Here is a 25082-nt window from a genome sequence, read left to right on the forward strand (position 1 = left end):
CATTGGAGCTGTATATCTTGCAACATTTCTAACTTATCCTTTGCCCTTTATCCATTACATCTCTTCAAGCGTTACCCAGCGACGCTCAGCGACCGAGCGTTCTACCGCTTCCAGTACAGCCTGACATGCAACCCCATCATGGAAGCTTGGCGACGGCTGACGGCCCTCGGAAATTGCCGTAACAAGCTCCAGCATCTCATGTGTAAAGGTGTGCTCAAAACCAATCGTGTGACCAGCAGGCCACCAGGCTTCGGCATATTTATGCGCAGGATCAGTAGCCAGTACGCGGCGGAAGCCCTGTACATCCTCATCGTCCGTTGTGAAATACACTTCCAGTTCGTTCATCCGTTCAAAATCAAAACGCACACTGCCCAGGCTGCCGTTAATCTCGAAAGAATTCGTGCTGCGATGACCCGCCGCAAATCGTGTCGCTTCGAAGCTGCCGAGCGCTCCGCCCGCAAATCTTGCGAGGAATAGTGTGGCATCATCCACCGTTACTTCACCTTTCGGTGCATCTGCACTTGAACTGCCTTTCGCGCTAAGACCTGTCATCTCGGACGCAAGCGGGCGTTCTTTAATGAACGTTTCACTCATGCCGATGACCTCCTGAAACTCACCAACGAGGAAACGGGCCAGATCGATCAGATGTGCTCCAAGATCACCATGTGAGCCAGAGCCGGCGACTTCTTTTTGCAGACGCCATACGAGCGGGAAGTTCGGGTCCAGAATCCAGTCCTGAAGGAAAAACGCACGGAAATGATAGATTTTGCCCAAACGTCCGCTCTCGATCAGCTCCTTTGCCAGCTGCACGGCTGGAGAGAAACGATAGTTGAAGCCGACCATATGAGTGATGCCCGCTTCTTCGGCGGCCTGAAGCATCTCACGGGAGTCAGCCAGCGAGAGCGCAAGCGGCTTCTCACAGAACAGATGCTTGCCTTGACGAGCAGCCTCAAGCGCAATCTCTTTATGAGCATCACTTGGAGCATTAATATCAATCAGGTCAATATCATCCCGTTTCACCAGTTCACGCCAATCCGTAACACTCTCGGACCATCCAAACTGACTTGCCGCCGCCTGCACGCCCTGCTCATTGCGCCCGCAGATGACAGACATTTCGGGCTGCAGTGGAGCAGAGGGGAAAAACATCGGTAAACTGCGGTATGCATTGCTATGGGCCTTGCCCATAAACTTGTATCCAACCATTCCTACACGAAGACGTTTTGACATGAACATTTCCTCCTCAAATAAAATGTATAAAATCAATCTCATATCTACATCACGTTTCGACTGGATGAGGCTCGAACAATCAATTCAGTTGGCAGAAGTGTCCTTGGAGACTGCAATGCTCCAGCAGGATGCATCAATTTGGAGACAGCAATCTCGCCCATCTCGAAAAAGGGAACTCGTACACTGCTTAGTGCCGGAACGGCCATCTCGGCTGCATCGGAATCATCATAACCAACGAAGGCGGGGAAATCCTCGACCCGTACCCCCCGTTCTCGCAAGCCATGCATCACTCCGATCGCCATCCGGTCATTCGCTGCAAAGACCGCATCAATCTCATGCAAACGTTCAGCAATGATTGCTGCTGCCTCTATCCCGCTCCGTCTGCTGTAATTGCCTTCAAGCAGCAGACTCGGATCAAGCTCCATGCCAGCCTGCTGCAGACCCAGTCGTACACCTTCCATCCGTTCCTGACTGTTCGAGTAGCTGTCTGGTCCGTTCAGAAAAGCAATGCTGCGATAACCCTGATCGGTGAGATGACGTACAGCAAGACGGCTGCCCTCGATATGATCAGCATCCACTTCAGAGAATGACTCCCCTGCAAAATGCTGGTTCATCACGCAGAACGGATGTCCTTCCCGGTCCAGCTGCTGGATCGCAGCCAGCTCATCATGATCGTGCCTTGCACCCAGAATGATACAAGCATCAATCTTCTGTCTTCGGAACAGATCGGTATAATTCATAACTTCACCCGGTGTTCGAAACATGACCAGCAGATCGAGACCGTTGTCTCGCGCTTTGCTTCCAATGCCGCTTAACATTTCCGAGAAAAAATAGGCCGAAAACAGATGTGCCTTAGGAACATAGGGCAGCACAACACCCAGATTACCGCTTTTGCTTCTGGCAAAGCTGCGGGCAAGTGCACTGGGCACATAACCTAAACGCTCGGAAGCTTCAAGCACCCTGCGGCGAGTCTCCTCCCTGATCGGTCCAACGCCGTTAAGAACCCTGGATACCGTTGCCTCGGATACCCCTGCAAGCTCAGCCACTTCTCTGCGAGAAGCCATGTCCTTCACCCCCTTCAGATGAATTGCGCAGTTACAATCAGCAGTATTTTAATTTATGTACGCGCGTACATTTTCTCATGGCATGTAACCGTTGTCAATGCAAAAACAACAAAAAAAGAATGAGGAATTCAGGATTAACCTTTTTCCTCATTCTTGATTTGTCTATGACCCAGTTCATAATGACTTCTATTATAAATGAAACTTTATTGTACAGATGAAGATAAAGTTTTATGCCTTTGCTGCAGCGCTAGGTTCCTTGGCGGACTGATTAAATTCGGCCTGCTCCTTATCCTTGCTAAGCTTGCGCACACGATCCGACGGTTCGGCCGAAGCTTGAAGCTTGCGAACTTTATGCAGGACCTCCTTGTTAGGTAAAAAGTGCTGGGACCGAATAAAACGAATGGTTTTGGTTTTGGCACGCATAACGATGGAATCCGTCTCTGCCCGGTCATCTGCAAGATAGCGCACTCCACCAAGGATCTCACCCGGTGTTACACCCGTAGCGGCAAAAATAACATCCTCTGTACCGATCATGTCCTCCATCGTTAACACCTTGTATGGATTGTCGATCCCCATCTGCAGGCAGCGCTGGAACTCATCTGCATTGGCAGGCATCAAACGACCTTGAATCTCGCCTCCCAGGCAGGATAAAGCTGCTGCTGCGAGCACCCCTTCAGGTGCTCCGCCTGATCCGACATACAGATCGATGCCCGCTTCGGGGAAAGCAGGAGCCATTGCTCCCGCAACGTCGCCATCACTAAGAAACTTGATCCGCACACCCACTTTCCGCAGTGTCTTGATCGTGCTCTCATGCCGTACACGGTCAAGTATCATGACTGTCAGATCGGAAATATTTTTGTTCAGAGCGGCAGCCGCCTTTTGCAGCGTCACCTCAACCGGGTCTTCAATGCTGACCTTGCCGACAAGTGCAGGGCCAACCGCCAGCTTCTCCATATACATATCCGGAGCATGCAGCAGATTGCCTTTTCCCGCCACAGCAATGACTGACAACGCGTTATTCAGACCTTTGGCTACAATCTCTGTTCCCTCCAGAGGATCAACGGCCACGTCAACCTCCGGCCCTTCCGCATTGCCTACTTCCTCACCAATGTACAGCATCGGGGCTTCATCCATCTCGCCTTCCCCAATGACAACGGTTCCGCGAATAGACACGGAATCGAACATGGCCCGCATGGCCAAAGTAGCTGCCTCATCCGCACTGTTCTTGTCGCCTCTTCCCATCCACGGGGCTGAAGCTAATGCTGCCAATTCTGTTACTCGTACAATTTCCAACGCCAGTTCGCGTTCCATGCCTGCCACTTCCCTTCTGGTTTTTCACAGCATAACGTGAAGGGCGGCCGAAATCTATCGCAAAATCATATGAAATCAATCTATAATCAGCGCAGCGACAGCTTTTTCGCTTCATTTTACTTATTTTAACATTTATTAATTTAACTTTTTTTTCGGTTTCAGAGCATATGTTTGCAGCTTGATTTTGTTCCTTTCCTCCTCTTCAAACATTAATATTTTTTCCAATTATACTGGCCATTTTTATGCCTTTTGTTCGGATGGCAACACTCCTCTCTTCAGTGAAGCACGAACTTCCTCTAACCTAAGAAACATCACATTTTGCATTCATAATCAGAGCTGGGCCTGCCCGTATTCTGACAAAATCGAAAACGATTTTCGAGAATCCTCATCTGCTTCAGTATGTACTAATAAAATGGAAGTATCGAGTCACTTATGAGGATATTTCAGCCTTACAAAAGTGACTGCAAAGAGAATTATTTTTTAGTATTAATCAGGACTTTAGCCTTTGCTAATGTCATAGATACAGTCTATATTGGATATCGAAAAATATGAGTTTACATAATATTAATTACGTTATATTTTTTCAAATAATTAAACCATAATCTTCTACAAATTTCAAAATACATCTCACGCATCGATCTCATCCAGCTAAAAAAAGACCAAATCAGCTGCTTCACTGACTTGGTCTTACCTCTATTCCATGTTCATTAAGGTTCAATGCCCCACACTAACTGATCGTTTACATATCCGGTAACCTTATTATGGTTCGTGTACTGATTCCCTGCGGCCATAAAGGAATAGTCGTCTGCCTGATTGTAATTGGACCAGTTATTTTTGGAGAAACGTGCCTGTATCTCTGCGCTACCGCCAGGGTTCAACACTCCGGCACTGCTGGTGAAGCCCAGCTCCACATAATAGTCAGCTCCGTCGGCCGGTGGTGTCATCTTCACAAATGTACTGGTGACATTGGCACTTCCAATACTCGACCAATCCGTCCATAAGGTCTGCGCTTCCTCACCATCAATCGTATAGTAGTACCGTACCTTCACATCGCTAAGCTGAATGTCCGTATCGCCGGAATTAATCAGCTTGAATTTGGGAGCAATACCATTGGTAGAGGCACTTGTATTGCCATTATACGCCTGAATCGTTAATTGTGCGTCCGTTGGTTCAACCACCGAGCTATCCGTTACATTCAATTTAAGAACAGCAGCTTTCCCACCATCAAAATGAAAAGTCAGACTTGACTGGCCCACAGGCAAAGTGGACAGGTAAGACGAGTTAAAAACTACCGTTGAGCCCGATGCTGTATAATCCTGGCCGGATACAAGATGCACACCGCCCTTTGAAATGTTCGTGAGCTGATGTCCGTTCAACGTAAGTGTAATCGTAATATCCTGACCAGCCCCTGCTGCTTTATCAAAGCTTGCACTCTCGGGTGAGATGACTGCGCTCGGATTCGGCTGATTCACCTTGAGATCTGGCAGCTCATCCAGGGTAATCACATAGTCGCTCTGATAGAGCGTCTTCAGTGTAGCCGGATAATTGAACGCATCGCTCATCAGATGTTCGCCGTACCACGGACAGAAATAGAGCCAGCCCGCTTTTTCCTCCGTAAGATTCTTCACACTTGGAACCGTATCATTTTCTGTCATGGCCACCATCTTCTTGCCATTAGTCAGCTTCACCAGCTGATAGAAAATGGAAGATATCGCATCCTCATTCGGTACACCGGATAAACCGTCATACCGATTGTAGATCGTATTGTATTTGTCATAACCGACCAGATCGACCTGATCATCTCCCGGGTACCATGCTGGCGAAGTGCTGTATACGTAGCTGTTGTACGTCCAGATCAGATTGTGCAGGTCATAGGTTTCAGTCAGCTCCATGTAGAGCATATCCCATAACTTTTTATAAACATCCGCTCCAGCAGAGGCCCACCAGAACCATGCGCCTTCGCCGTTCAAGCCTCCGTTCCCTTCTGCTTCATGATACGGACGGAAGATGACGGGCACATCGTTATCCTGTAAAATCTGCAGCTGCTCCGCGAGATCCGCAATCGTCATCATGACATATTGATATTCCTTTGTACCGGGAACAACCGCCTTGGCTGTATCAAAATTCGTCTCGGTCGGTTTATAGGTTGCCTCCTTCCAATCTACGAAATCGCCCAGCTGATACGTAGTAAAGTTGCGTGGTACAGTAATATGCCAGGAAGCCGTTGCAATACCACCACGGTTGTTAACCCAGTCAATCATCCGATTGGTGGTTCCGTCCTCCCAGCCGTAGAGCGGATTATAATTCAGGAAGTCGAATCCACGGATTGCGGGATATTTGCCCGTCAGATCATATATCCATTCGAACTCCAGCTCAGCATTTCCGTCATTCCCTCCTCCATAAATCTCCTGTTGTCCCGAAATAATGTTGTGTCCGTATACCTCCGTCAAGTAGTTCATTAATATTTGCGTTTCCGGTGTAGCCTGAGGGTCGGTCAGTACAGGCTGCACATTCAGCGGATCAAGATCGGCATAATCCACCGTGAACGTATCAAAATAAGCGTAGCCCCAGCCAGCCTTCAGCTGAATCGAGTTGTTGCCCTTGTTCAATTTGTGAAAACCAAAATCATAATCCGACCATGTCGTCGTGTAAGGAAGCATATAGGAGCCTTTGGTCATTCCGTTAATCGCCAAATATTGCAGCCTTCCATCCATGCTGAGCTCCTGCATATAACGTGTGGAGATGCTGTACATGCCTGTTTCCGGCACAGTCACGTTTAAAGTAATTGTTCCCGAGCCCTGCATCCAGACGAACCCGCTTCCTGAATATCCGGGCTTGGGCTGTCCATAAATCTCTGTAACCACTTGTAGTTCGGGGCTTAACTCTGCATCCTCGCCTTCGATGGTCAGCAGCGGCGCATCCGCATGAGCTGTGTCAGTCACAGTTAGTGCAAGCAAACCTAACAAGAGAGTACCCAGCAGCATAGCACCTGTCAGCATCACGGCAACTGTTCTCTGAAGCCTTTTCCTCCATCCCGTATTCATTCCGATCTTCATTTCCATCTCCCTTTCCCTTTGAAATGTGAGAGCGAAATGTGCATAAACCTGATCATGATGACGCTTTCAAAGTAAACATACCACGAGTGAGAAAAGTTGTAAATATATGGTTATTCCGATTTCGAAAACGATTCATTTTTAGCCCTCGCAGCTCTTAATACTTCTAAAGTTATGTACAACTACCTGCCTGCATCTATTTCTGTAATTCATCTGACGCCTGAATAAACATACTCCACTCTTTTGTGAACTCCCGTCTCCCAGGTAATCAGAAACTCTGGCGACGTCCATTCCCCTTTGTGTAACATAATATCTTCGATGTTTTTCGTTACATTCAAAGTGTAATGACCATCCGATGAGGACACATCGTAACGCTCCACGGTATTATTTGGGTATATCACCAACACTTTCACGTTTCTCGCTTTTTTCACACGAGCCATATCAAAGGAGACGTTCGCCTCATATATGCCGTGTGCTCCCCCATAATTTACTGACACCTGACTGCTATTTACGACAGCCTCTGCATTCTCCAGATCATAGACAAGCAGCAAGATTACGATCAGACCTGCGGCTATAGCAATGATCATCCGTTTTTTTCTCATACTATGCCTCCAGCTAGGGCGTGTCTTGAAACCTACTGAAGTGCATCTTTTACCGCCTTTTTGCCCCCTGCTACGTCACTTTCCCTTGACGTGCCCGGGCACGCCTGCGGGAACTTCCTTGCTTGGAACGAAAATTCGGCAAAATCTGCTTGCTTCAGAGTTTTCAGACACGCCCTAAAAAATAATAAAGAATTTCTGCGTTCTGAGCTTGCTTGATCACTCCATTCGCAGAATATTCTCTATTATTCATCATATTACTATAATTACTGGCATGAAATATTCCGTTATTTTACATTTTTATGAAATCAGCAAGCAGAAAGCGGGATCGCCTGGACTGCGTTGTTTTCTGATTTTTTGATTAATTTGCAGACTCTATTGCCGTTTCTGTTGCCGTTGTGCCGCTTTTCTCTTTTCCACCATATCGCTCGCTTGCTTTGTTCACCGCTCTTAGAATTCCACCATAGCCTGTGCAGCGGCAAAGGTTGCCGCATAATCCGTTTTCGATCTGCTCCTGAGTAGGGTTCGGGCACTCATCCAGCAGTGCTTTGGTTGAGATAATCATGCCAGGTGTGCAGTAACCACACTGGAATCCCCCCTCTTCTACAAAGGCTTGCTGAATAGGATGTAACTGTCCCTCCTGCTCGTCGCCCAGCCCTTCGATCGTTGTAATTTCACCGCCCTCGCACTGATAAGCCATAACAAGACAGGCATTCACAGGCTCACCATTCAGCAGGATCATACATGCACCGCAACGTCCAACCTCACAGGACACTTTAGTGCCTGTCAGCTGTAATTCATTTCGCAACATATCGACAAGCCGGGTTCCGGGAGCTACAAACAGCTGTCTGGAATGTCCATTCACTACAGCGCTCCATTCCTGTTCAAGAGGCAGGTTTTTCATGATGGCTTCACTCCTTCCGGCAAAAAAACATTAAAGGCTCTGGTCAACTCTTCCCTCGGCACAGGAAGGCGGCTAACCCACACCCCTGTAGCCTGATGGATTGCTCCAGTAATCGCAGGAGCCAGCGCTACAGAACCAATCTCGCCAATGCCTCTCGGCCCGAATGCATCACCTTCAGGCAAATCCTCAATGGCTTCTACTTCCAGATGTGTGTGTATGTCCTTGATGGTTGGGATCAAATACGTGTCCAGATTGGACGTCACATAGCAACTATTCTGCATAACAGCATCCTCGGTCAGCGTAAATCCGAGAGCCATCACACTGCCGCCTTCAATCTGTCCTACGTATCCCATCGGGTTAATGACCGGGCCGGCAGCCACAATATGCCGCGTATCCAGAAGTCTGGTTTCTCCCGTCAGCATATTCACCTCCACCTCCGCGGCTACTGCGGCATACGTATAGAGGTAGTGACCGCCTACAACATGATCGGGTGTGGTCGGATAGTGAAAGGTCGTATCAAATATCCAATCCTTCGTTTCACCACGCTGTACAAGCTCCACATAAGCAGCCACCAAGCGGGAAGAAGACAAGGAGGAGGAATCCTGCCCTTTCGTCCATATCCCCCCGGGTCCAGTCATCAGATTATCGGAAGGAATACCTGAAATCTCGGAGGCCACAGCGAGCAGCTTCGAACGGAAGCCATGCTGCAGCCGCTGCAAAGCCATCCAGGCCATCGTCGTCGAACGGGAGGCCGTGCTGGAGCCGCTATGAGGTACACGATCCGTATCTCCGATGACGATGCTCAGATCAGACGTGTGGCACTGAAACAGGTCACAGAGCATGATCTCCAGCGTAGCAACGAGCCCCTGCCCGAATTCCTCATAGCTGAACGCTACTTCGATCTTCCCCTCGGCGTTCAAGGAAAGACGTCCCCCTGCCGGGTCTGGAATACCATACCCCAGCCCTGCACCATGCATTGCGATGGCTGCCCCGACCCCGCGTTTTATCCAGGGTGGACGTGACGTTTCCTCTTCGGGATGAAGATGCTTTTGCCATAGATCGGAACGATCTAGCGCCTCCCACACTTGAGAAAGTCCATCCGTAGGCAGAATCTGCTGATTCAACGGCCCCGGATCATGCTTTTGCCGCAAATTACGTCTGCGAAATTCCCATGGGTCCATATTTATCATCTGTGCCAGCCGATCCATCTGTCCTTCCATTGCAAAGATCGCCTGATTGCCGCCAAAACCGCGAAATTCGCCTGATAACCCGTTATTGGTATATACAGATACTCCCTCTACATCAACGTGCGGAATCACATATGGCCCCATGCAGTGTTCGGTACAGAAATTCAGCACAGGGGCTCCAAGGGTAGCATAGGCTCCCGTATCTGCTGTAATCCGAACACGATGCGCCTGCAAAATGCCTTCCCGGCTTATGCCCGTCTGCATCTCGATCTTCATCGGATGGCGTTTCAAGCCCGCTCTTACCGATTCCTTACGGGAGTTATGCATCTTGACAGGACGACCACATCTCAAGGCAAGCAGCGCCCCGTAAGGCTGCACATTCAGTTCATCCTTACCTCCAAATGAACCGCCAATTGGGGAAGATACTACCCGAATATGCTCCTCGGGACAGCCAATAATCCGGGCCAACTGCATGCGGTCTTTATATCCATGCTGCGTAGCCGCATAGACATTCAAACGCCCCGCTTCATCTGGTACAAAAAGACCGCCCTCTGTCTCCATATATGCATGCATCTGCCTTGGCGTATAATAGGTCTCCGTTACAACATAAGCACAAGAGGCAAAAGCTTGCTCGGCATCTCCCCGTTTAACCTCCGTGCGGTGCAGAACGTTGCCCGGGCCGTGCGGATGCAGCTCAGGCGCACCGGGAGCAAGTGCTGCATCCGTGCTGTCCAGCGGCTCAAGCTCTTCATATTGCACCCGAATGGCAGCCAGAGCCAGCATGGCCCGTTCGGGAGAATCGGCAGCAACAGCGGCAATGGCATCACCGACATACCGAACGAGATCCTCACAGAACACCGGCTGATCCGGTGTGGCGATGCCAAAACGGTTAAGCCCGGGCACATCCTTGGCTGTTAAGACGGCGTGCACACCTTCCATTGCTTCGGCTTCCGATGTATCGATGGACAGCAGCCTTGCATGCGGATAAGCACTCCGCAGCACTTTGCCATAAATCATATCAGGTGAGCTCATATCGGTCAGATACTGCAGCTGCCCCGTAACCTTCGGAGGGCCATCCGGCCGCAGGTGCCAACGTTTTCCACTCTGTTCTCGGTTAAGCAGCATGCTCTATCTCTCCCTTCATTGCTCGATAGTTATTAGGGTATTCCATTGAAAAATCCTATGGTTGGAATGCCTGCCGCAGCTCAGCTCCAAGCATATTGCCTGCCGCCTGCTTCCTGTAGTCTTCTGTTGCAAAAGCATCGGTGTAGGTTGTAAATTCAGCCATGACCTGAGCAGCAAGCATGGGGGCCTGAGCCGCCTCCGCCGGGCCGGATCGAAGCAGCTGCTCCGATTCTGTCAGTCTCATCGCCAGGCCAGAGCCGCCGCCAACCGCTATTGCAATTCGTTCCCAGCGTCCATTTTCCAGATTAATCTCTCCGAATAAAGCGACCGTCACAAGCGAGGCCGTGAATACCTCCCTGCGACCCAGTTTGCGGTAAAAGGCGACCTCACGCTTTCGAGCTGGCACAGGGCTGCTGTGTGCTTGAGAAGGAAACGAGCCGCCTTCTCGATCTTGATGCTTTGGAATATGAACCGATACTAGTACATCTTCTTCGCTTCGTCCGCGAATACCGCCGTCAAGAAGCCATGCGTTGACAGGCTGCATCTCCATGCCACGGCAGGTCATCCATCGCAGCTCCGCGTCATATACGAGCAATGCAGGCAGTGTATCCCCGATTCCTGATGCGATATTACCCCCAATGGTTGCCAGATTTCGTACAGAAGGAGCGGCAATAGCCAGAACGGCTTCGTGCAAAATCGGAAGCTGCTGTACCAAGGGGGATGCTGCACATGCTTTTAATCGGGTCATAGCTCCAATTACAATGTAATCCCCTTGTACAGTAATTTCGCTCATCTCGGGAATGCAGCTCAGACTAACCAGATGTTGAGGCAGAGCTTTCAATTCTGCCTCCCATTGGGTGCGTAGCAACGTGGCTCCAGCGGTATAACACCACGCCCCTTCAAGCTGTTCTCTGATAGATTGCAGTTCCTGCAAACTATGCGGCTGCCATACAAAAGGCTGCGCTCCTGATCCGTATGCTGGTGCTGCCATGGCTTCCCCCTCCTTTCTATATGGGCCGTTAATATGCAATCAACGTTAACGTTGGCTAAAATCCATCATCAAGCCTCTCTCCACAGCTGTCCTTCTGCATAATCCAGAATTTGCTTCAACTGCGGCTCAGTATCTGCATCCCAGAAGCTTTCCCTCGATAAGGGGACCTTCACGCCTCTGTATATGGAGTTACGAAGTATTTTGCGAGCCCCTTCGTCACCCTGGAGAGATAACAGCGGGCCGAACATGCGGGAACGAAAAGCAACCGGCGGCTTCGCATCCGCATCGTCAGCCGCAGCCGCATAATCAGCATCTGGATGGGAAGCCAGTGCGTCCAGAACACCATTAATATGCCGTGCCGTAATTAGGGGTTGATCTGCCATCAGCATCAGCACCCCCTGTGGCCTGTACTCCATGGCTGTCCAAATACCGCAGCGTATTGAATTAGCCATACCGCCAGCATGATCATTGCAGACTGCTATACGCAGTCCAGATGCAGCAGTATACCTGCCAGTGGCTGTTCGCAGGCATTCTTCAGGCAGCCATTCGAGGTGATCTCCAGGTTTAACAACACAGATAATCTGGTCCAAAGTTGAGCTCAGGGCGGCCTTCAGTGTCCAGGCCGCAAGCGCGATTCCATCCGGCATCGTCACCGAGAGTTTATTCCGTCCGAGTCTGCTGCTGTTACCAGCTGCCAGAACGATACCTGTCGTTTGCATAAGCATCGCTCCCTTTTTCAATCATTGCCGTGGCAATCCCGGCATCTTTCTGCATTTTACGTCGACACGCAATCAGCTCAGCAGCAATACTTATCGCAATCTCTTCCGGCCCATCAGCTCCGATCGACAAGCCAACCGGGCTATGCACATGCTTCAGAGGCGGCATGCCATCCAGCAAACGCGCTGTTCGGGTACGTGAACCCATAATGCCAAGATAGGTATAAGAACGATTCGCCAGAAGAGCCAGCCATTCACGCTCCCGTGGAAATTGATGACTCATCAGAAGAATATAATCCTGCTCATGAATGTTTAATTGACTACAGACCTCCTGGGGAAAACCTAACATCAGCTCTGCTTCAGGAAATCGTTCAGTTGTACATAAAGACTCCCGCCAATCTGTTACAAGCACCCGGAACCCGGCTGATCGGGAGAGCTTAACAACAGGCATAACATCATTTCCCGCTCCTATAATGATCAAACGTGGCTTAGGTACATACACCGATGTTAACTTTCGAGGAAGGTTCCACTCATCAATTACAGCCTTTGGATAATGTAGAGTCATCTGAGGCTTACTTGAGAGTTCCTTTCCATCCTTTCTATCGTTTTGATCCTTTTTATTCCTTTTTATCGGAACGAGCGGTCCTTGGCCGGAATCCAGCCTGGCGCATGCATACTTAACTCCCCGCCAGTCTTCATCGAAAGACCTGATCAATGAAACCGATGCGCCTGTATCCAAACATAACCGCATCTGCTGCATCATCGTTCGCAGTTCTCCACGGACCGGCTCCAGCAGCACAATCACGAGGCCACCGCAGCCAATCGTTTCTCCCCAGGAGAGATCGTCCTCTGGCCGCATATCGTAGGCAACCAGCTCCAGCTGTCCCGTCTCCAGTACACCACTTACTCGCTCCTGAAGATCACTTTCCAGACAGCCCGGACTGATACTGCCATATATGCAGCCGTCCTCGGTAAGCAGCATCGAAACTCCCTGCTTGCGGTAAGCATGACCCTCAACCTTGATGGCTGTGGCGAGCACACTTCGTGCTTCCCGCATCGCAATTGCACACAGATCATGCATCTCCATCTGAGCCGCCGCCTTTCCATGCCATCTTTTTAAGATCGAGCCAACAAACCAACATCTCAAACAGACAAATATCAAACAGATCTTGTGCGGTCGTTACATCCGCTTCATCAGACGTGCAATGCTTTTATCCGACTCCCGCAGCACAATACTGCGGTCAATCGTTTGTATTTTGCGGTTGCTCAGCACAACGCTGCCATCAATAATGACTGTGTCCACACAGCTTCGGGTTGCCGAATAAACGACACGGGAATAGATATCTGTTTCATAGGAAGGGTAAGTGTGAAAATCATCGAGATCCAGCAGAATCATATCCGCCTTTTTGCCTGCTTCAAGACTGCCGATCTCTTTGGACATGCCCAGCACCTCTGCACCACCCATCGTTGCCATGCGCAGTACCGTTCTGGCATCCATCACCGTCGGTCCATGCGGCACCTTCTGAATCAGCGCCGTCATTCGCATCTCTTGAAACATATCCAGATTGTTGTTGCATGGAGCCCCGTCTGCACCAATACCTACGGCAATCTGCCGATTCAGCAGATCGGGAATCTCTGCAATCCCGGAGGAGAGCTTCATGTTTGAACCTGGACAGTGAGTGACCTTGACTCCACGCTTGCGGATAATTTCCTTCTCTTCCTCACTCAGCCACACACAATGCGCAAGCACCAATCGGGGTGTAGCCAGCCCGATGTGATCGAGATAAACGATGTTGCGCATGCCGCGTTCATGTTCAACGAGTTCAATCTCGCCCCTGTTCTCTGAAGCATGGGTGTGGACCTTGACGTGATATTTATTGGAGAGGTCGCGCACTTCCACCAGCAATTCCTCCGTGCAGGAAACGACAAACCGCGGACAGAACGCATATTGAATGCGGCCGCCGCCGAATCCGTTCCATTTCTCCAGCAGATCCACGCTTTGCTGCAGCGACTCCGCTGTATTTTCACGCAGAGGTTCAGGCACCTCATCTCCATGATCCATCATTACCTTGCCGGAGATGACCCGAATACCGCTCTGTGCCATGGCCTGAAAAGCAGATTCCGTATGATGCACCGTTTCCATGTCCAGAATCGTTGTCGTGCCGCTGGAGATCAATTCACCAAGTCCAAGCAACGCCGAGTAATACACAGACTCCTCATCATGTGCGGCTTCCAGCGGCCAGATACGCTTGCGCAGCCAATCCATCAGCTCCATATCATCTGCACGTCCGCGAAACAGTGTCTGACACAGATGAATATGTGTTTGGATAAAGCCGGGCAACAGCACCTTGCCCCTCGCATCTATCACCTGATCCGCCTGACTTTCTTCAATGTTCACTGCAATTTCCTTGATTTTGTTATCTTCTATCAGCAGATCTCCCGTAAATACGTCTTCCTCTGCATTCATCGTGACCAGCTGTGCGCCCTTGAGCAAAATCGTGCCCATGCCAATCTCCCCCATCCGGTTCTGTCTTCTCTACTTGGTTATGTCCACTCTCTACGGGATGTCGGAAGACCCGCCTTCATCTAATGACTACAAAGCTACAAACCTACAAACCAATAGCCATGCCGTCTCCCCTGGGGTCAGCCGCACCGCTGATCATGCCGTCCGCTCGAATAACGATGCCCTGTGCATGCCCCATAACTCCATCCCACGGCGCTCTGGCTTCCACTTTATGTCCCCAGCTCGCGAGAGCAGCACACACGTCGTCGTGATATCGATTCTCTACACGCAGCGTATCACTTTGTTCTCCCCAGGTACGTCCATACAGCCAGCGCGGCAGATTGATCGCCTCCTGTATACTCATGCCATAGTCCACCACACCTGTGAGAACAGATAACTGCGTCTGCGGCTGCCCTTCCCCGCCTTGCGTGCCAAAGAGCATATAAGGCTTTCCGTCACGTGTGACCAAAGCGGGCATAAGCGTATGAAAAGTACGTTTACCCGGCTCCAGTACGTTGGCTTCCCTCGAGTCCAGTGAAAAAAACGAACCTCGGTTCTGCATCAAAACTCCTGTATTTCCCGGTACATAAGCTGCGCCAAAATCAAAATACAGGCTTTGAATAAAGGAAACCGCATTGCCTTCGGCATCCACCACCGCTGCATACGCCGTATCCTGACCCATGGCTTGGGACAAAAACGGTTGAGCTGTTGTCGGATGAGACTGGATTTCGCTCCATAATTCATCTGCATAGCTTTTGCATAACAGACGATCCAGAGGAATTTCTCTGAAATCAGGATCGGTCAGGTACCGATCCCGGTCTCGAAATGCCTTTTTCACCACTTCCGCCATCAGATGATAAAATTCAGGGGACGTACGTGCTACGGCAGCCATATCTACATGCTCCAGCATATTTAACATCATCAGCATGGAGAAGCCCTGTGTGTTGGGCGGCAATTGATGAACCTCATAACCACGATAATTCGTGCTGATTGGCTTTACCCACTCGCCCTGATGTTCCGCAAAATCCGCTGCCGCGAGCATACCTCCATCCTCCTGAATCGCCATAGTTATCTGTTTGCACAGCTCCCCCGTGTAGAACGCCTCCCGTCCACCCGATTGAAGCTGTCGCAAGGAAGCTGCCAGTTGTTTCTGAATGAGCAGGTCTCCTTCCTGCAAAAGAGTACCCTCCGGGGCAAATACGGTTCGCAGCGGCGTATGTCCCATAATCAGCTCCGCATCCTGCTCCAGCCATAACGACAGATCGCGCGATACCGGGCAGCCTTGGTCTGCGTACTGCACGGCCGGTTCAAGCAACTGCTCCCACGCCAGTCTGCCGTAACGGGACCAGACCGCCCACCATGCATCCACCATCCCAGGTACGGTAATTGCACTAAGCACCCCGCGCCGAGGAATGACGTTCATGCCCATCTTTTTGAATGTATCTGCATGAAGGCAGGACGCCGAGCGGCCGCTTCCGTTGTACGCCGTAATCTCGCCACTCGCTCCATCATGAATCAGAAAAAATGCATCGCCGCCTATTCCGGTCATATGCGGATAGACCACACCAAGTGCTGCACTTACCGCTATTGCAGCATCATAGGCATTGCCACCCTGCTGCAGTATAGAGCTTCCAACAGCACTTGCCAGATAATGTGGTGTCGTCACCATGGAGCTTGTTGCCATTGGCATCTGATTCAGCATAATACTCCCTCCTTCCCTTTCCCTGCATAGACGTCCAAAGCCGCCTGCACCGCTTCGCCCGAGGATATACTACAACCGTGGCGCCGCAGCACCGCTTCCAGAGCACCCAGCACATGAAGCACATTTTTACGCTGACAGCTGAACCCCATCGTGCCAATGCGCCAGATTTTCCCTTTTAACGGACCGAATGAACTTGCAATTTCGATACCAAAATCATACAGCAGCATATTTCTGACGCTTTCCCCGTCGATGCCTTGAGGAATGTGAATACAGGTCACCACCGGCAGCTTGCTGGACAGATCACCATACAATGACAGTCCCATTCCCTTAATGCCTGCCATTAGTGCCTGTTCATTGATTCGATGTCTCTGATAACGCGCCTCCAGTCCTTCCTGAAGCACAATGCGCAGCCCTTCATATAGACCATAAAGCATGGATGTAGCTTCCGTATGATGGTTCAGCCTTGCTGGCCCCCAATAATCCTGCAGTTGACTCAGATCCAGATAATTGCTTGCAATCGTTCGCTCTCCAGCTGGAGCACCATCTGCATCCCGAAGTCCACGTTCGATCGTTTTGCGGCTCATCAGCTGCTGCTCTACACGATTGTTGTAGGTGATCGGCGCCATGCCGGACGGCACGGACAAACATTTCTGTGTTCCACCAATCACGGCGTCGAGATACCATGCATCTGTCTCTACAGGCGTACCGCCAATGGTTGCAACGGCATCCACCACCAGCAGGATGTCCAGTTCCCGGCACACCTTGCCAACGTCAGCCAGAGACTGCATCTGACCCGTTGAGGTTTCACCGTGCACCACAGCAACGAGCTTTGGCTTGTGCAGATGAATGGCATTGATGATTTCTTCGGGATCGAAGACCCTCCCCCACTCTGTTTCAACAAAAACAACCTCAGCGCCACATCGCTCGGAGATTTCCACGAGCAAATGGCCGAATCTGCCGTAGACTGGCACAAGCACCTTGTCTCCCGGCTGAATCAGACTGACCAGCACGGCTTCAATGCCGGAGCGGGACGTACCATCCACCGGGTAACTCCATACGTTGCTCGTCATATATAACTCACGAAGCATAGCCATCGTGTTATTCATAAGTGAAGTGAATTCGGGATCGAACTGCCCGAGAACAGGGAAGGACATCGCTCGTAATACACGTGGGTCAACTTCAACAGGTCCCGGGGTCATAATGGTCCGCAAGGACGGCGATAACTCTTTATAGACAGCCATGTTCATTCAGCTCCCGTAACCGTATTTGTAGAGCAGTCTGACCAGTACCCGAAAGCCCCGCATCAAATCTTCCTCAGTTGTGAATTCAAGCGGATTATGACTGATTCCGCTGGAGCTCGGTACAAACACCATCGCCGTCGGACATGCAGGCTGGAAAATCTGCGAATCATGACCGGCACCGCTTGCCATCGTGTGACTGGACAACTGCTCCTGGATACAGATTTCCTGAATGTCCTGAATAATCCCGGCATTCATAGCTATAGGAGCAACTGACAGATGCTCTTCCCAATCCAGCTCAAGCTGATGCTCCTCTGCAATCGTGGTAAAAGCCTCCAGCATCTGCTTCCAGCATTGCTCTATGCTCTCCTGCTGGATATGCCGAATGTCGAGCGAAAACACGGCTCGCCCTGCCACTACATTGCCTACACCCGGATCGGGGATAATCTGTCCTACCGTTGCCACAAGCGGCTGCCCTGCCTGCAGCGCAATTCGTCTGACTGCACTGATCATGTCGGCAGCCCCGGCAAGTGCATCCCTCCGCCAGATCATCGGTGTTGTGCCTGCATGGTTGGCTTCTCCACTAACCGTCACACTGAACCTCTTCTGGCCTACAATAGCTGATACGATACCGATGGAATGCCCCAGACGTTCCAGCACCTGTCCTTGCTCGATATGAAGCTCGATAAACGCTCCAATCTTGCGCTCGGCTGCCCGATAATGGCTACCAGGTCCAAAACCCGCCTGAGTCATCGCGTCTTCAAACCTCATCCCGCCAGCATCCTGAAGCTCACGCACATCCTGCAGATGAGCTGCGCCCGTTATACTGCGCGAGCCCCAATAGGCAAAGGGGAATCTGCTGCCCTCCTCCTCGCAAAGCGAAACAACCTGGAGCGTACGCCGAGGGGCTCCGAACTGCTGCTTCAAATATTCCAGAGCCAGTATTCCGGCCACTACGCCGTAGGCCCCGTCATATTTGCCGCCGTGTACTACGGAATCAATATGTGAGCCAGTTACGATGGGCAGATCGTGTGCACTCGCAGCCGAAGAATCAGGATCAGCCTGCAGTGTGCCAAACAGATTGCCGGACTGGTCGAACTCGGCCGTAAGCCCCTTTTCCTGCATTTTGACAGCGAGAGCCTGCTGTGCATCACACCAGGCCCTGTCATATAACAACCTCGTTACACCGCCCTGTTCATCCGCTCCATAACCAGCCAGCCAATCTAACATGGCTTGCAGTTCTACCTTCTCTACATCCGGAAGGCTTATGACTTTTGCGAGGAAATCGTTTGTATTGAGAGAGGCATATCGCCCGGACTCATTCATAGCGTCTTACCTCCATCCCTTTACACATAACCTTCTCATAGTTGTTATTGCTTCATTTCAGATTTCCTGTTATTCCGTGATTTCTTAATCAGCTCCCCCGATATGTGCTGTATCCTCCCGGAGCAATCAAGAGCGGAATATGGTAGTGACTTGTCGCATCGGTTACAGCAAAACGGATCGGCACCGCAGTCCACAAGCAACTTGGCGGATCATTTCTGTTACTTTGTGCGAAGTATGGATGCACGTGAAACAGCAGCTCATATTCTCCCGTTTGAAGTTTTCCATCCGCAAGCATAGGCTGATCCAGTCGTCCATCTGCATTGGTCAGCATTTCTGTCACCTTGATGCTGCCTGCTTCGGCTCCTGTGCGTTCTATAAAATACAATTCAATCCTGATCCCCGCAGCAGGCACACCTTTGGACGTATCCAGCACATGAGTCGTAATGCGACCGTTATGCTGCTCCATCAGACATCACCTTCTTCCGGGATTTTCTCCGCACGGTTTGTATACGATACGTTCATTGAAGAAAACGGCTTAGAAGAACTCTGCCCGGATTCAGTTTCCTGCCCATGTTCTTCAAGCCATTGCTGCAGACGTATCCCGGCTATCTTGAACACTTCCTTCAATGCCGTCTCAAACTCCTGCTGCGCGGCTCGCCCTTGTCGCTGTCTCATCAAATCAAGAATCGATTCGGTTGTATGGCCCTTCACTGCCACTATAAATGGAAAGCCATATTGGCTTGTATATATGCTGTTTAACTGCTGCATCTCCCTAAATTGCTCCGGCGTGAGCGAATCAAGACCCGCACCGGCCTGCTCCCGTACCGAACTGCTGCTCATGCTGATTCTTGCCCCCAAGTCGGGGTGCTTGCGAAGCAGCTCCAGCTGTTCCTTATACTCCGAGCCTAGAACTTGCTGTATCATGGTCTGCATCATCTCTTCGAAGGAATCGAAGGGTCTCAGCGGGGCAGAGCGTTCTGCAATCCAGGCTGATTCTTCAAATAAAGAACCAAAGGTCTGTACAAATTGTGATTCTGACCAGCTGTTAACGAGATGAAGAAGATTGTGCATGTTAACCCCCCCGGTCTTTTTATAGCGATGATTTTTCCTTATTTTAAGCACCATCTTGTTACGCGGCAACATTATTTACGCAAATTTGTTATATAACATAACATAAAACATGCGGATTGTTATTCATGCACGGGTTAGCGTGTATTTTCCCTCTTTTAACGTCAATAAACCGCACCTCAAATTACAAGGTGCGGTTTATTCTGTGGCTGATACATTGTTATTCTTCATAAGGTCTGATGGGTGAAAAACTTTAATCCTGATTTTGGTTTCTATCTCACATCATTATTTTCAATCCATCATTTATGAATCGTTCATTTGTTAGATACGGGGTCTGACCGATGCTTTATCACGCACAAATTTACGGAAGGTGAACACCAGCTTCAGTTTGAGCAGATCATTCGTTTTTTTGAAATCCATTTGCAGCAGGCTGCCGATCTTTTCCATACGGTAGGTAACGGTGTTGCGGTGCACAAACAGCTGTTTGGCTGCCTCATTAATCAGTCCATCGTTCTCGATAAAGGATTCCAGCGTGTTCATAAGCACCTGATTGGGATCACCGTCTTTGGCTAGTAAAGGCTCCAGCACCTTATTGCAGTAGTTCTCCATAATCTGCTCCGGTACATGCTGAAATACATATGCAAACTCCAGCATTTCAAATTGCAGCGCGCGATCCTTCATTCCAAACCGGTGAGCAAGCTGACGTGTATCCAGACATTCATGATACGCTTCACGCAGCGACACGGGTTCATGTTTCATTTTACTGATCCAGAAACGGGGCCCCGGCGCTCCTTTTGCCTCCTGTGCTGTGAGCACATCCCCGAATCGGTTCAGGAGAAACGCAGATAACTCATCCCCATAATCCCGTCCTGTTGGACAGGTATAGATGGACAGAATGCCTTCATTCATCTGAAAATGCTGGGACGCCGTAAATTGCATCAGCGGATTGTACTGCAGTTCCCGGTGAATCTGCTTGAGCAGTTTACCCTCAGCAAAAACGTTCGGCTCCAGCGTGGTCAGCACACATTGATACGTGCCCTGGAACAAATGCATGCCTTTATTTTCGCTTAAAGTGATCAGTTCCTGAATGGTCAATTTCTGATCCACATATTGTGTAAGCAGCGTGCGCATCTCATCCTGAACCGTCGGATTTATATGCTCGCGATAGGTCATATCCATGTAAAAGGCAAGTACATCAGCCGCCTGCTGAAACAGCTCCTCCTCCGCTCGCAAAGACAAGGCCGAGTCCGTATATACCAGCAGAAAACCAAACTCCTCATCACTTTGCCTGATCGGTACCCGATGACAGCTGCCCTGATTCCATTTCACGCGATGCATAACCGATTTCCAGGGCCAGCCCTGTGTGACCGCCTGCTCCCCCATTCCCTCATTGCCATAGAGCACATGCCCGCGCGAGCCGATGACTGCAATCGGATAATTCAGGATGCTCGACATTTCCGCAAACACGTTGCGGTGGTGCTGCTGCTGCAGTGCAAACTGCATGAGCTTTTTCTGTTTCTGCACCACTTCGTGCAGCAACCGGTGACTCCGTTCATGCTCGACCTTAAATAAAGCATTCATCTGATCAGAGAAAGTGAACTGGAACGGAAGCTCCAGCAGTGGCAGGCGAAGCCGATCCGCCTCTTCTATAATTCCGTCGGGAATGGACTGCCAGAAACGCCCGAGTTTAATGCCCAGTCCCGCACACCCACGATCATTCAGGCGCCGCATCAGATGCAGTGCATCCGTCTCGCTATCCTTCATAATAAAAGCGGTTGTAAACAGCATCTCTCCAGACTTGATCCAGTCCGCAATATCAGGAGCGTCCATGACGTTCACGGATTTCATCATGCGCGAAGTCCCTTCTCCGCCCGCCACCAGTTTGGCCTCAGACAGCGGGTATACCTGTAAAGCCTCTTTAACGGTAAGCTGCATGGACAACACCTCCCACATACTTAACATATAATGTAAATATCTAAATATAAATCAACTCTTTTCATTATCGTATTCAATCAACTCTTGCATCAGACAACGAAACTGAATTTGTTGTTAAGTATTATAACATCATTTTCCGAAAAGAAGCTGACATGAAAAAAAATAAAACCTATGGCCTACAGACCGCATCATCATGCGATCCATGGCATAGGTTCAATAAGTCGATTGAAGCATGCTCATTTTTGAAATAAGCCGCTCCACAGAATAGATGGATAAATACATCCGATTACTCTAGATCTCCATTTTTTCGTGAGTCATCCATAATTTCATTCGGGACAATACATCTTTAACATTGAGCGGTTTGCTCAGATAGTCCGTCGCTCCAGCAGCGATGCTTTTTTCCCGATCTTCCTTCATCGCTTTGGCCGTGAGCACAATAATCGGAATCTCGGTCAAGCCCAGCCGCTCCCGAATCTGGCGAGTTGTTTCATATCCATCCATCTCCGGCATCATAATGTCCATCAAAATAACATCAGGCTTCAGTCCACCATACTCCAGTAGCTCCAGACATTCGGTACCATTCTGCGCGGAGATCACATGCATACCGTAATGCTCCAGCGCATTGGCAAGCGCATAAACGTTGCGGATGTCATCATCCACGACAAGAATTTTACGCCCGCTTATCATCGCTTCCTCAAGCGGTGTGAGCCAAATTTCAGGGCTTTCCTCCGGTGTCTGGAACAATGATGTCGTCGAGGAGGCGGAAGCCAGTGAAGACAAGGTCTGATCTTCTGATGCAGCACTTGTACTACCTGCCGCTTCGCTCACAAACAATCTGGCATTAGGCCCATGCGGTATATCCGAGCCCTCTCTGTACAACGGGAGGAACAGTGTAAACACACTACCCTGCCCCGGACGGCTTACTGCCGAGATGGAACCACCCAGCAGTGATGCGAGCGATTGCGAAATAGACAACCCTAGCCCCGTGCCCCCATATTTACGCGCTGTTGCCCCGTCGGCCTGTTTAAAGGCTTCAAACACCTGGAGCAGCTTGCTATCCTCTATTCCAATGCCGGTATCACTCACACTAAAAGCGATGACTTCTGTCGCTTGACCAGCCCGACCGGCATGATCCAGAGTCATTTGAGAGATGGTCAGTGCCACCTCACCCTCACTTGTGAATTTGAACGCATTAGAGAGCAGATTCCGAAGGATTTGATGCAGCCGCATCTCATCCGTTTCGATGGATTCCGGGAGCGGACTTTGCAGCTGAATGCGGAAATCCAGATTTTTCTGCTCGGCGGTCTTCAGGAAATACTGGTTCATTACTTCGGGCAAGGTATCCAGATATACTTCATTAAACTCCACCTCCATCTGGCCTGCCTCCACCTTGGAGAGATCCAGAATATCATTGATGAGATGCAGCAGGTCTTTGCCTGATCTGTGAATGACGGAAGCATAATTCTGTTCTTCATGACTCAAGTGCTGATATTTGTTCTCAGCCAAAATTTCAGACAAAATCAGCATACTGTTCAACGGTGTACGAAGCTCATGTGACATGTTTGCGAGAAATTCGGATTTGTAGCCAGAGCTTGTGCGCAACTGCTCCGCTACATTCGCAAGTTCTTTGGCTGAACTCTCGGCAGCACCCTTCTGAGCCTCCAAACGTTCATTTAACATATACAGCTCTTCCGTCTGCATTTGCAGTTCTTCGGTCTGGGATTGCATTTCCTCCGTTTGAAGCTGCAGCTTCTCGGATTGCGCCTGTAACTCTTCATTCAGAACCTGAGATTCATCGTAAAGGTGCTGCAGTTCCATTCGTGTAGCCGTAGAATGCAGGGAGACACCGAATATAACTGCTAATTCATCGATTAATTTCATCGCCTGCTCCTGTAATGGTTTCATGGAAGCAAGCTCAAGAACAGCAATCGTCTTGCCCTCAAACAATACAGGCACAACCGTTAGCGAACTTGCCGATGCAAAGCCAAGGCCAGAAGAAATCCGAATGTAATTCTGGGGCAGATCGTTCATTCTCAGTACACGCTTCTCCACAGCACATTGCCCCACCATGCCTTGACCCGGTGCAAGCGATATTTGTCCAAGTGAACGTTCCTTCTCACCATCTCCTGCATAAGCAGCTACACGCAATAAACGATTTCCTTTCCAGTAATACAACACACCATACGGGACCTCCAGCAATGCGGCAAGCTCACTCAGAAACAAGCGCGATAACCCTTCGAGTGTCGTTGGATTTTGCAAAAGCGTAGCAATGCCTGTAATCTGATCCTTTACACGGTTCTGCTCCTGTACTTCATCCAGCAGTTTATTGGTTTCATAACCGAGATCAGCAACCTCATCCCTTGTCCGCACACGTATACGCTGCTTCAGATTTCCGCCTTTGGAAATATCACTTATGGTCTGTTTCACTTCCAGCAGCGTTTTCACAATATTACCGGAGACGATGAAAGCTGCGGCAATAGACATTGCTGCAATCAGGCCCCACAGCGTGTACATGACCGTCAACAAAGTGGAACTGCGGTTCGCCAGATCGGTCACCCTCGCTTCCGTCAGCATAGTCTCGGTATTGCGAAAGGCCGCAAGCTGGGAGCGAAGCAGATCGATTTCAATTTTACCCGGATCGGAGCCGAAAAAAGCGATGACCTTGTCCTGATCTCCTTCTTTTTTGAGCTGTACCGATGGTTCACCGGCAACCTCGATCCAGCGATTAATATGAGATTTAATATTTTGCAGACTTTGCTGCTGTGCCGGATTATCGCTGATAAGTGCAATGAGCTGATTATAATTCGAGTCCCATTCAGACAGCCCCTGGGTATACGGATCGAGATAGGTTGCATTCCCGGTAAGCATAAATCCGCGCTGCCCGGTTTCCATATCGAGCACATTTTTTTCAATCGCATTTGTCAGATTATGTACATCCAGATCATGGTGACTGATAAAATCATTTTCCTTTTGCAGCACATTAATTTGGGCCGAAAGCACCAGAAGTACCACACCAAATAAAAGCACAACTACAAGATAGCCCAATACAATTTTGGAGCGTATCGTAAATCTTCTCGTTTTAAACAACGCGTAACCCTCCAAATTTAGACGAGCGCTGTATCTGCTCATGAAT

The 25082-nt window shown here is 49.9% G+C and carries 18 protein-coding genes; all 18 read right to left on the bottom strand.

The window, feature by feature from the left end; translation table 11 throughout:
- Nucleotides 1-54 precede the first annotated feature (54 nt).
- The 18 genes from ACQSGY_RS07565 to ACQSGY_RS07650 all read right to left on the bottom strand — a co-directional run bounded on the left by ACQSGY_RS07565 (nucleotide 55) and on the right by ACQSGY_RS07650 (nucleotide 25036).
- Nucleotides 55-1227: a Gfo/Idh/MocA family protein gene (locus tag ACQSGY_RS07565; protein WP_289372267.1), complete on the bottom strand. Its 1173-nt coding sequence runs from the start codon at nucleotides 1225-1227 to the stop codon at nucleotides 55-57.
- Between the two features lie 44 nt (nucleotides 1228-1271).
- Entirely contained in the window at nucleotides 1272-2291 is a 1020-nt protein-coding gene (locus ACQSGY_RS07570) for a LacI family DNA-binding transcriptional regulator (protein ID WP_145401989.1), read from the bottom strand.
- Nucleotides 2292-2519: 228 nt separating this feature from the next.
- On the bottom strand, nucleotides 2520-3602 hold the full coding sequence (gene glpX, locus ACQSGY_RS07575; protein ID WP_216514393.1) for a class II fructose-bisphosphatase: 1083 nt from the start codon (nucleotides 3600-3602) through the stop codon (nucleotides 2520-2522).
- Between the two features lie 707 nt (nucleotides 3603-4309).
- A complete protein-coding gene (locus tag ACQSGY_RS07580) occupies nucleotides 4310-6601 on the bottom strand; it encodes a glycosyl hydrolase (RefSeq protein WP_427051509.1) in 2292 nt (763 codons plus the stop codon).
- A 263-nt stretch (nucleotides 6602-6864) separates the two neighbouring features.
- Nucleotides 6865-7257 (bottom strand): hypothetical protein, encoded by a 393-nt coding sequence (locus tag ACQSGY_RS07585; RefSeq protein WP_427051366.1) that lies wholly within the window; start codon nucleotides 7255-7257, stop codon nucleotides 6865-6867.
- 358 nt (nucleotides 7258-7615) lie between these two features.
- Entirely contained in the window at nucleotides 7616-8158 is a 543-nt protein-coding gene (locus ACQSGY_RS07590; protein ID WP_427051367.1) for a (2Fe-2S)-binding protein, read from the bottom strand.
- Nucleotides 8155-10470 (bottom strand): xanthine dehydrogenase subunit D, encoded by a 2316-nt coding sequence (gene pucD / locus ACQSGY_RS07595; RefSeq protein ID WP_427051368.1) that lies wholly within the window; start codon nucleotides 10468-10470, stop codon nucleotides 8155-8157. The genes ACQSGY_RS07590 and pucD overlap by 4 nt, the downstream gene beginning before the upstream one ends.
- A 55-nt stretch (nucleotides 10471-10525) precedes the next feature.
- Nucleotides 10526-11461: an FAD binding domain-containing protein gene (locus ACQSGY_RS07600; protein WP_427051369.1), complete on the bottom strand. Its 936-nt coding sequence runs from the start codon at nucleotides 11459-11461 to the stop codon at nucleotides 10526-10528.
- A 68-nt stretch (nucleotides 11462-11529) separates the two neighbouring features.
- Entirely contained in the window at nucleotides 11530-12180 is a 651-nt protein-coding gene (locus ACQSGY_RS07605) for a nucleotidyltransferase family protein (RefSeq protein WP_427051370.1), read from the bottom strand.
- Entirely contained in the window at nucleotides 12146-13264 is a 1119-nt protein-coding gene (locus ACQSGY_RS07610) for an XdhC family protein (RefSeq protein WP_427051371.1), read from the bottom strand. The genes ACQSGY_RS07605 and ACQSGY_RS07610 overlap by 35 nt, the downstream gene beginning before the upstream one ends.
- Before the next feature lie 93 nt (nucleotides 13265-13357).
- Nucleotides 13358-14683, bottom strand: coding sequence for a 5'-deoxyadenosine deaminase (locus tag ACQSGY_RS07615; RefSeq protein ID WP_111273360.1), 1326 nt, complete (start codon nucleotides 14681-14683; stop codon nucleotides 13358-13360).
- 103 nt (nucleotides 14684-14786) lie between these two features.
- On the bottom strand, nucleotides 14787-16382 hold the full coding sequence (ggt, locus tag ACQSGY_RS07620) for a gamma-glutamyltransferase (RefSeq protein WP_427051372.1): 1596 nt from the start codon (nucleotides 16380-16382) through the stop codon (nucleotides 14787-14789).
- Nucleotides 16376-17623, bottom strand: a complete 1248-nt coding sequence (locus ACQSGY_RS07625) for a pyridoxal-phosphate-dependent aminotransferase family protein (protein WP_427051373.1) — start codon at nucleotides 17621-17623, stop codon at nucleotides 16376-16378. Before ACQSGY_RS07625 ends, ggt begins: the two co-directional genes overlap by 7 nt.
- Before the next feature lie 6 nt (nucleotides 17624-17629).
- Nucleotides 17630-18946 (bottom strand): Zn-dependent hydrolase, encoded by a 1317-nt coding sequence (locus ACQSGY_RS07630; RefSeq protein ID WP_427051374.1) that lies wholly within the window; start codon nucleotides 18944-18946, stop codon nucleotides 17630-17632.
- Between the two features lie 88 nt (nucleotides 18947-19034).
- A complete protein-coding gene (gene uraH, locus ACQSGY_RS07635) occupies nucleotides 19035-19412 on the bottom strand; it encodes a hydroxyisourate hydrolase (protein ID WP_427051376.1) in 378 nt (125 codons plus the stop codon).
- Nucleotides 19412-20017: a 2-oxo-4-hydroxy-4-carboxy-5-ureidoimidazoline decarboxylase gene (gene uraD, locus ACQSGY_RS07640; protein WP_111273346.1), complete on the bottom strand. Its 606-nt coding sequence runs from the start codon at nucleotides 20015-20017 to the stop codon at nucleotides 19412-19414. The genes uraH and uraD overlap by 1 nt, the downstream gene beginning before the upstream one ends.
- Before the next feature lie 318 nt (nucleotides 20018-20335).
- The gene (locus tag ACQSGY_RS07645; protein ID WP_427051377.1) at nucleotides 20336-21949 is read right to left on the bottom strand and encodes a PucR family transcriptional regulator; all 1614 of its coding nucleotides are present in this window, start codon (nucleotides 21947-21949) and stop codon (nucleotides 20336-20338) included.
- A 291-nt stretch (nucleotides 21950-22240) separates the two neighbouring features.
- Nucleotides 22241-25036: a CHASE3 domain-containing protein gene (locus ACQSGY_RS07650; RefSeq protein ID WP_427051378.1), complete on the bottom strand. Its 2796-nt coding sequence runs from the start codon at nucleotides 25034-25036 to the stop codon at nucleotides 22241-22243.
- Nucleotides 25037-25082 lie beyond the last annotated feature (46 nt).

The organism is Paenibacillus sp. TC-CSREp1 (assembly GCF_050171015.1).
Taxonomy (GTDB): Bacteria; Bacillota; Bacilli; order Paenibacillales; family Paenibacillaceae; genus Paenibacillus; species Paenibacillus silvae.

What these genes read in the sequence shown, in the direction of transcription:
- ggt (WP_427051372.1), bottom strand. Translation starts at nt 16,382, where the DNA reads ATGCTGAATCAGATGCCAATGGCAACAAGCTCCATGGTGACGACACCA.
- ACQSGY_RS07630 (WP_427051374.1), bottom strand. Translation starts at nt 18,946, where the DNA reads ATGAATGAGTCCGGGCGATATGCCTCTCTCAATACAAACGATTTCCTC.
- ACQSGY_RS07565 (WP_289372267.1), bottom strand. Translation starts at nt 1,227, where the DNA reads ATGTCAAAACGTCTTCGTGTAGGAATGGTTGGATACAAGTTTATGGGC.
- ACQSGY_RS07570 (WP_145401989.1), bottom strand. Translation starts at nt 2,291, where the DNA reads ATGGCTTCTCGCAGAGAAGTGGCTGAGCTTGCAGGGGTATCCGAGGCA.
- ACQSGY_RS07610 (WP_427051371.1), bottom strand. Translation starts at nt 13,264, where the DNA reads ATGGAGATGCATGATCTGTGTGCAATTGCGATGCGGGAAGCACGAAGT.
- pucD (WP_427051368.1), bottom strand. Translation starts at nt 10,470, where the DNA reads ATGCTGCTTAACCGAGAACAGAGTGGAAAACGTTGGCACCTGCGGCCG.
- ACQSGY_RS07605 (WP_427051370.1), bottom strand. Translation starts at nt 12,180, where the DNA reads ATGCAAACGACAGGTATCGTTCTGGCAGCTGGTAACAGCAGCAGACTC.
- ACQSGY_RS07580 (WP_427051509.1), bottom strand. Translation starts at nt 6,601, where the DNA reads ATGCTGACAGGTGCTATGCTGCTGGGTACTCTCTTGTTAGGTTTGCTT.
- glpX (WP_216514393.1), bottom strand. Translation starts at nt 3,602, where the DNA reads ATGGAACGCGAACTGGCGTTGGAAATTGTACGAGTAACAGAATTGGCA.
- uraH (WP_427051376.1), bottom strand. Translation starts at nt 19,412, where the DNA reads ATGGAGCAGCATAACGGTCGCATTACGACTCATGTGCTGGATACGTCC.
- ACQSGY_RS07590 (WP_427051367.1), bottom strand. Translation starts at nt 8,158, where the DNA reads ATGAAAAACCTGCCTCTTGAACAGGAATGGAGCGCTGTAGTGAATGGA.
- ACQSGY_RS07585 (WP_427051366.1), bottom strand. Translation starts at nt 7,257, where the DNA reads ATGAGAAAAAAACGGATGATCATTGCTATAGCCGCAGGTCTGATCGTA.
- ACQSGY_RS07600 (WP_427051369.1), bottom strand. Translation starts at nt 11,461, where the DNA reads ATGGCAGCACCAGCATACGGATCAGGAGCGCAGCCTTTTGTATGGCAG.
- ACQSGY_RS07625 (WP_427051373.1), bottom strand. Translation starts at nt 17,623, where the DNA reads ATGGCTGTCTATAAAGAGTTATCGCCGTCCTTGCGGACCATTATGACC.
- ACQSGY_RS07615 (WP_111273360.1), bottom strand. Translation starts at nt 14,683, where the DNA reads ATGGGCACGATTTTGCTCAAGGGCGCACAGCTGGTCACGATGAATGCA.
- ACQSGY_RS07645 (WP_427051377.1), bottom strand. Translation starts at nt 21,949, where the DNA reads ATGCAGCTTACCGTTAAAGAGGCTTTACAGGTATACCCGCTGTCTGAG.
- uraD (WP_111273346.1), bottom strand. Translation starts at nt 20,017, where the DNA reads ATGCACAATCTTCTTCATCTCGTTAACAGCTGGTCAGAATCACAATTT.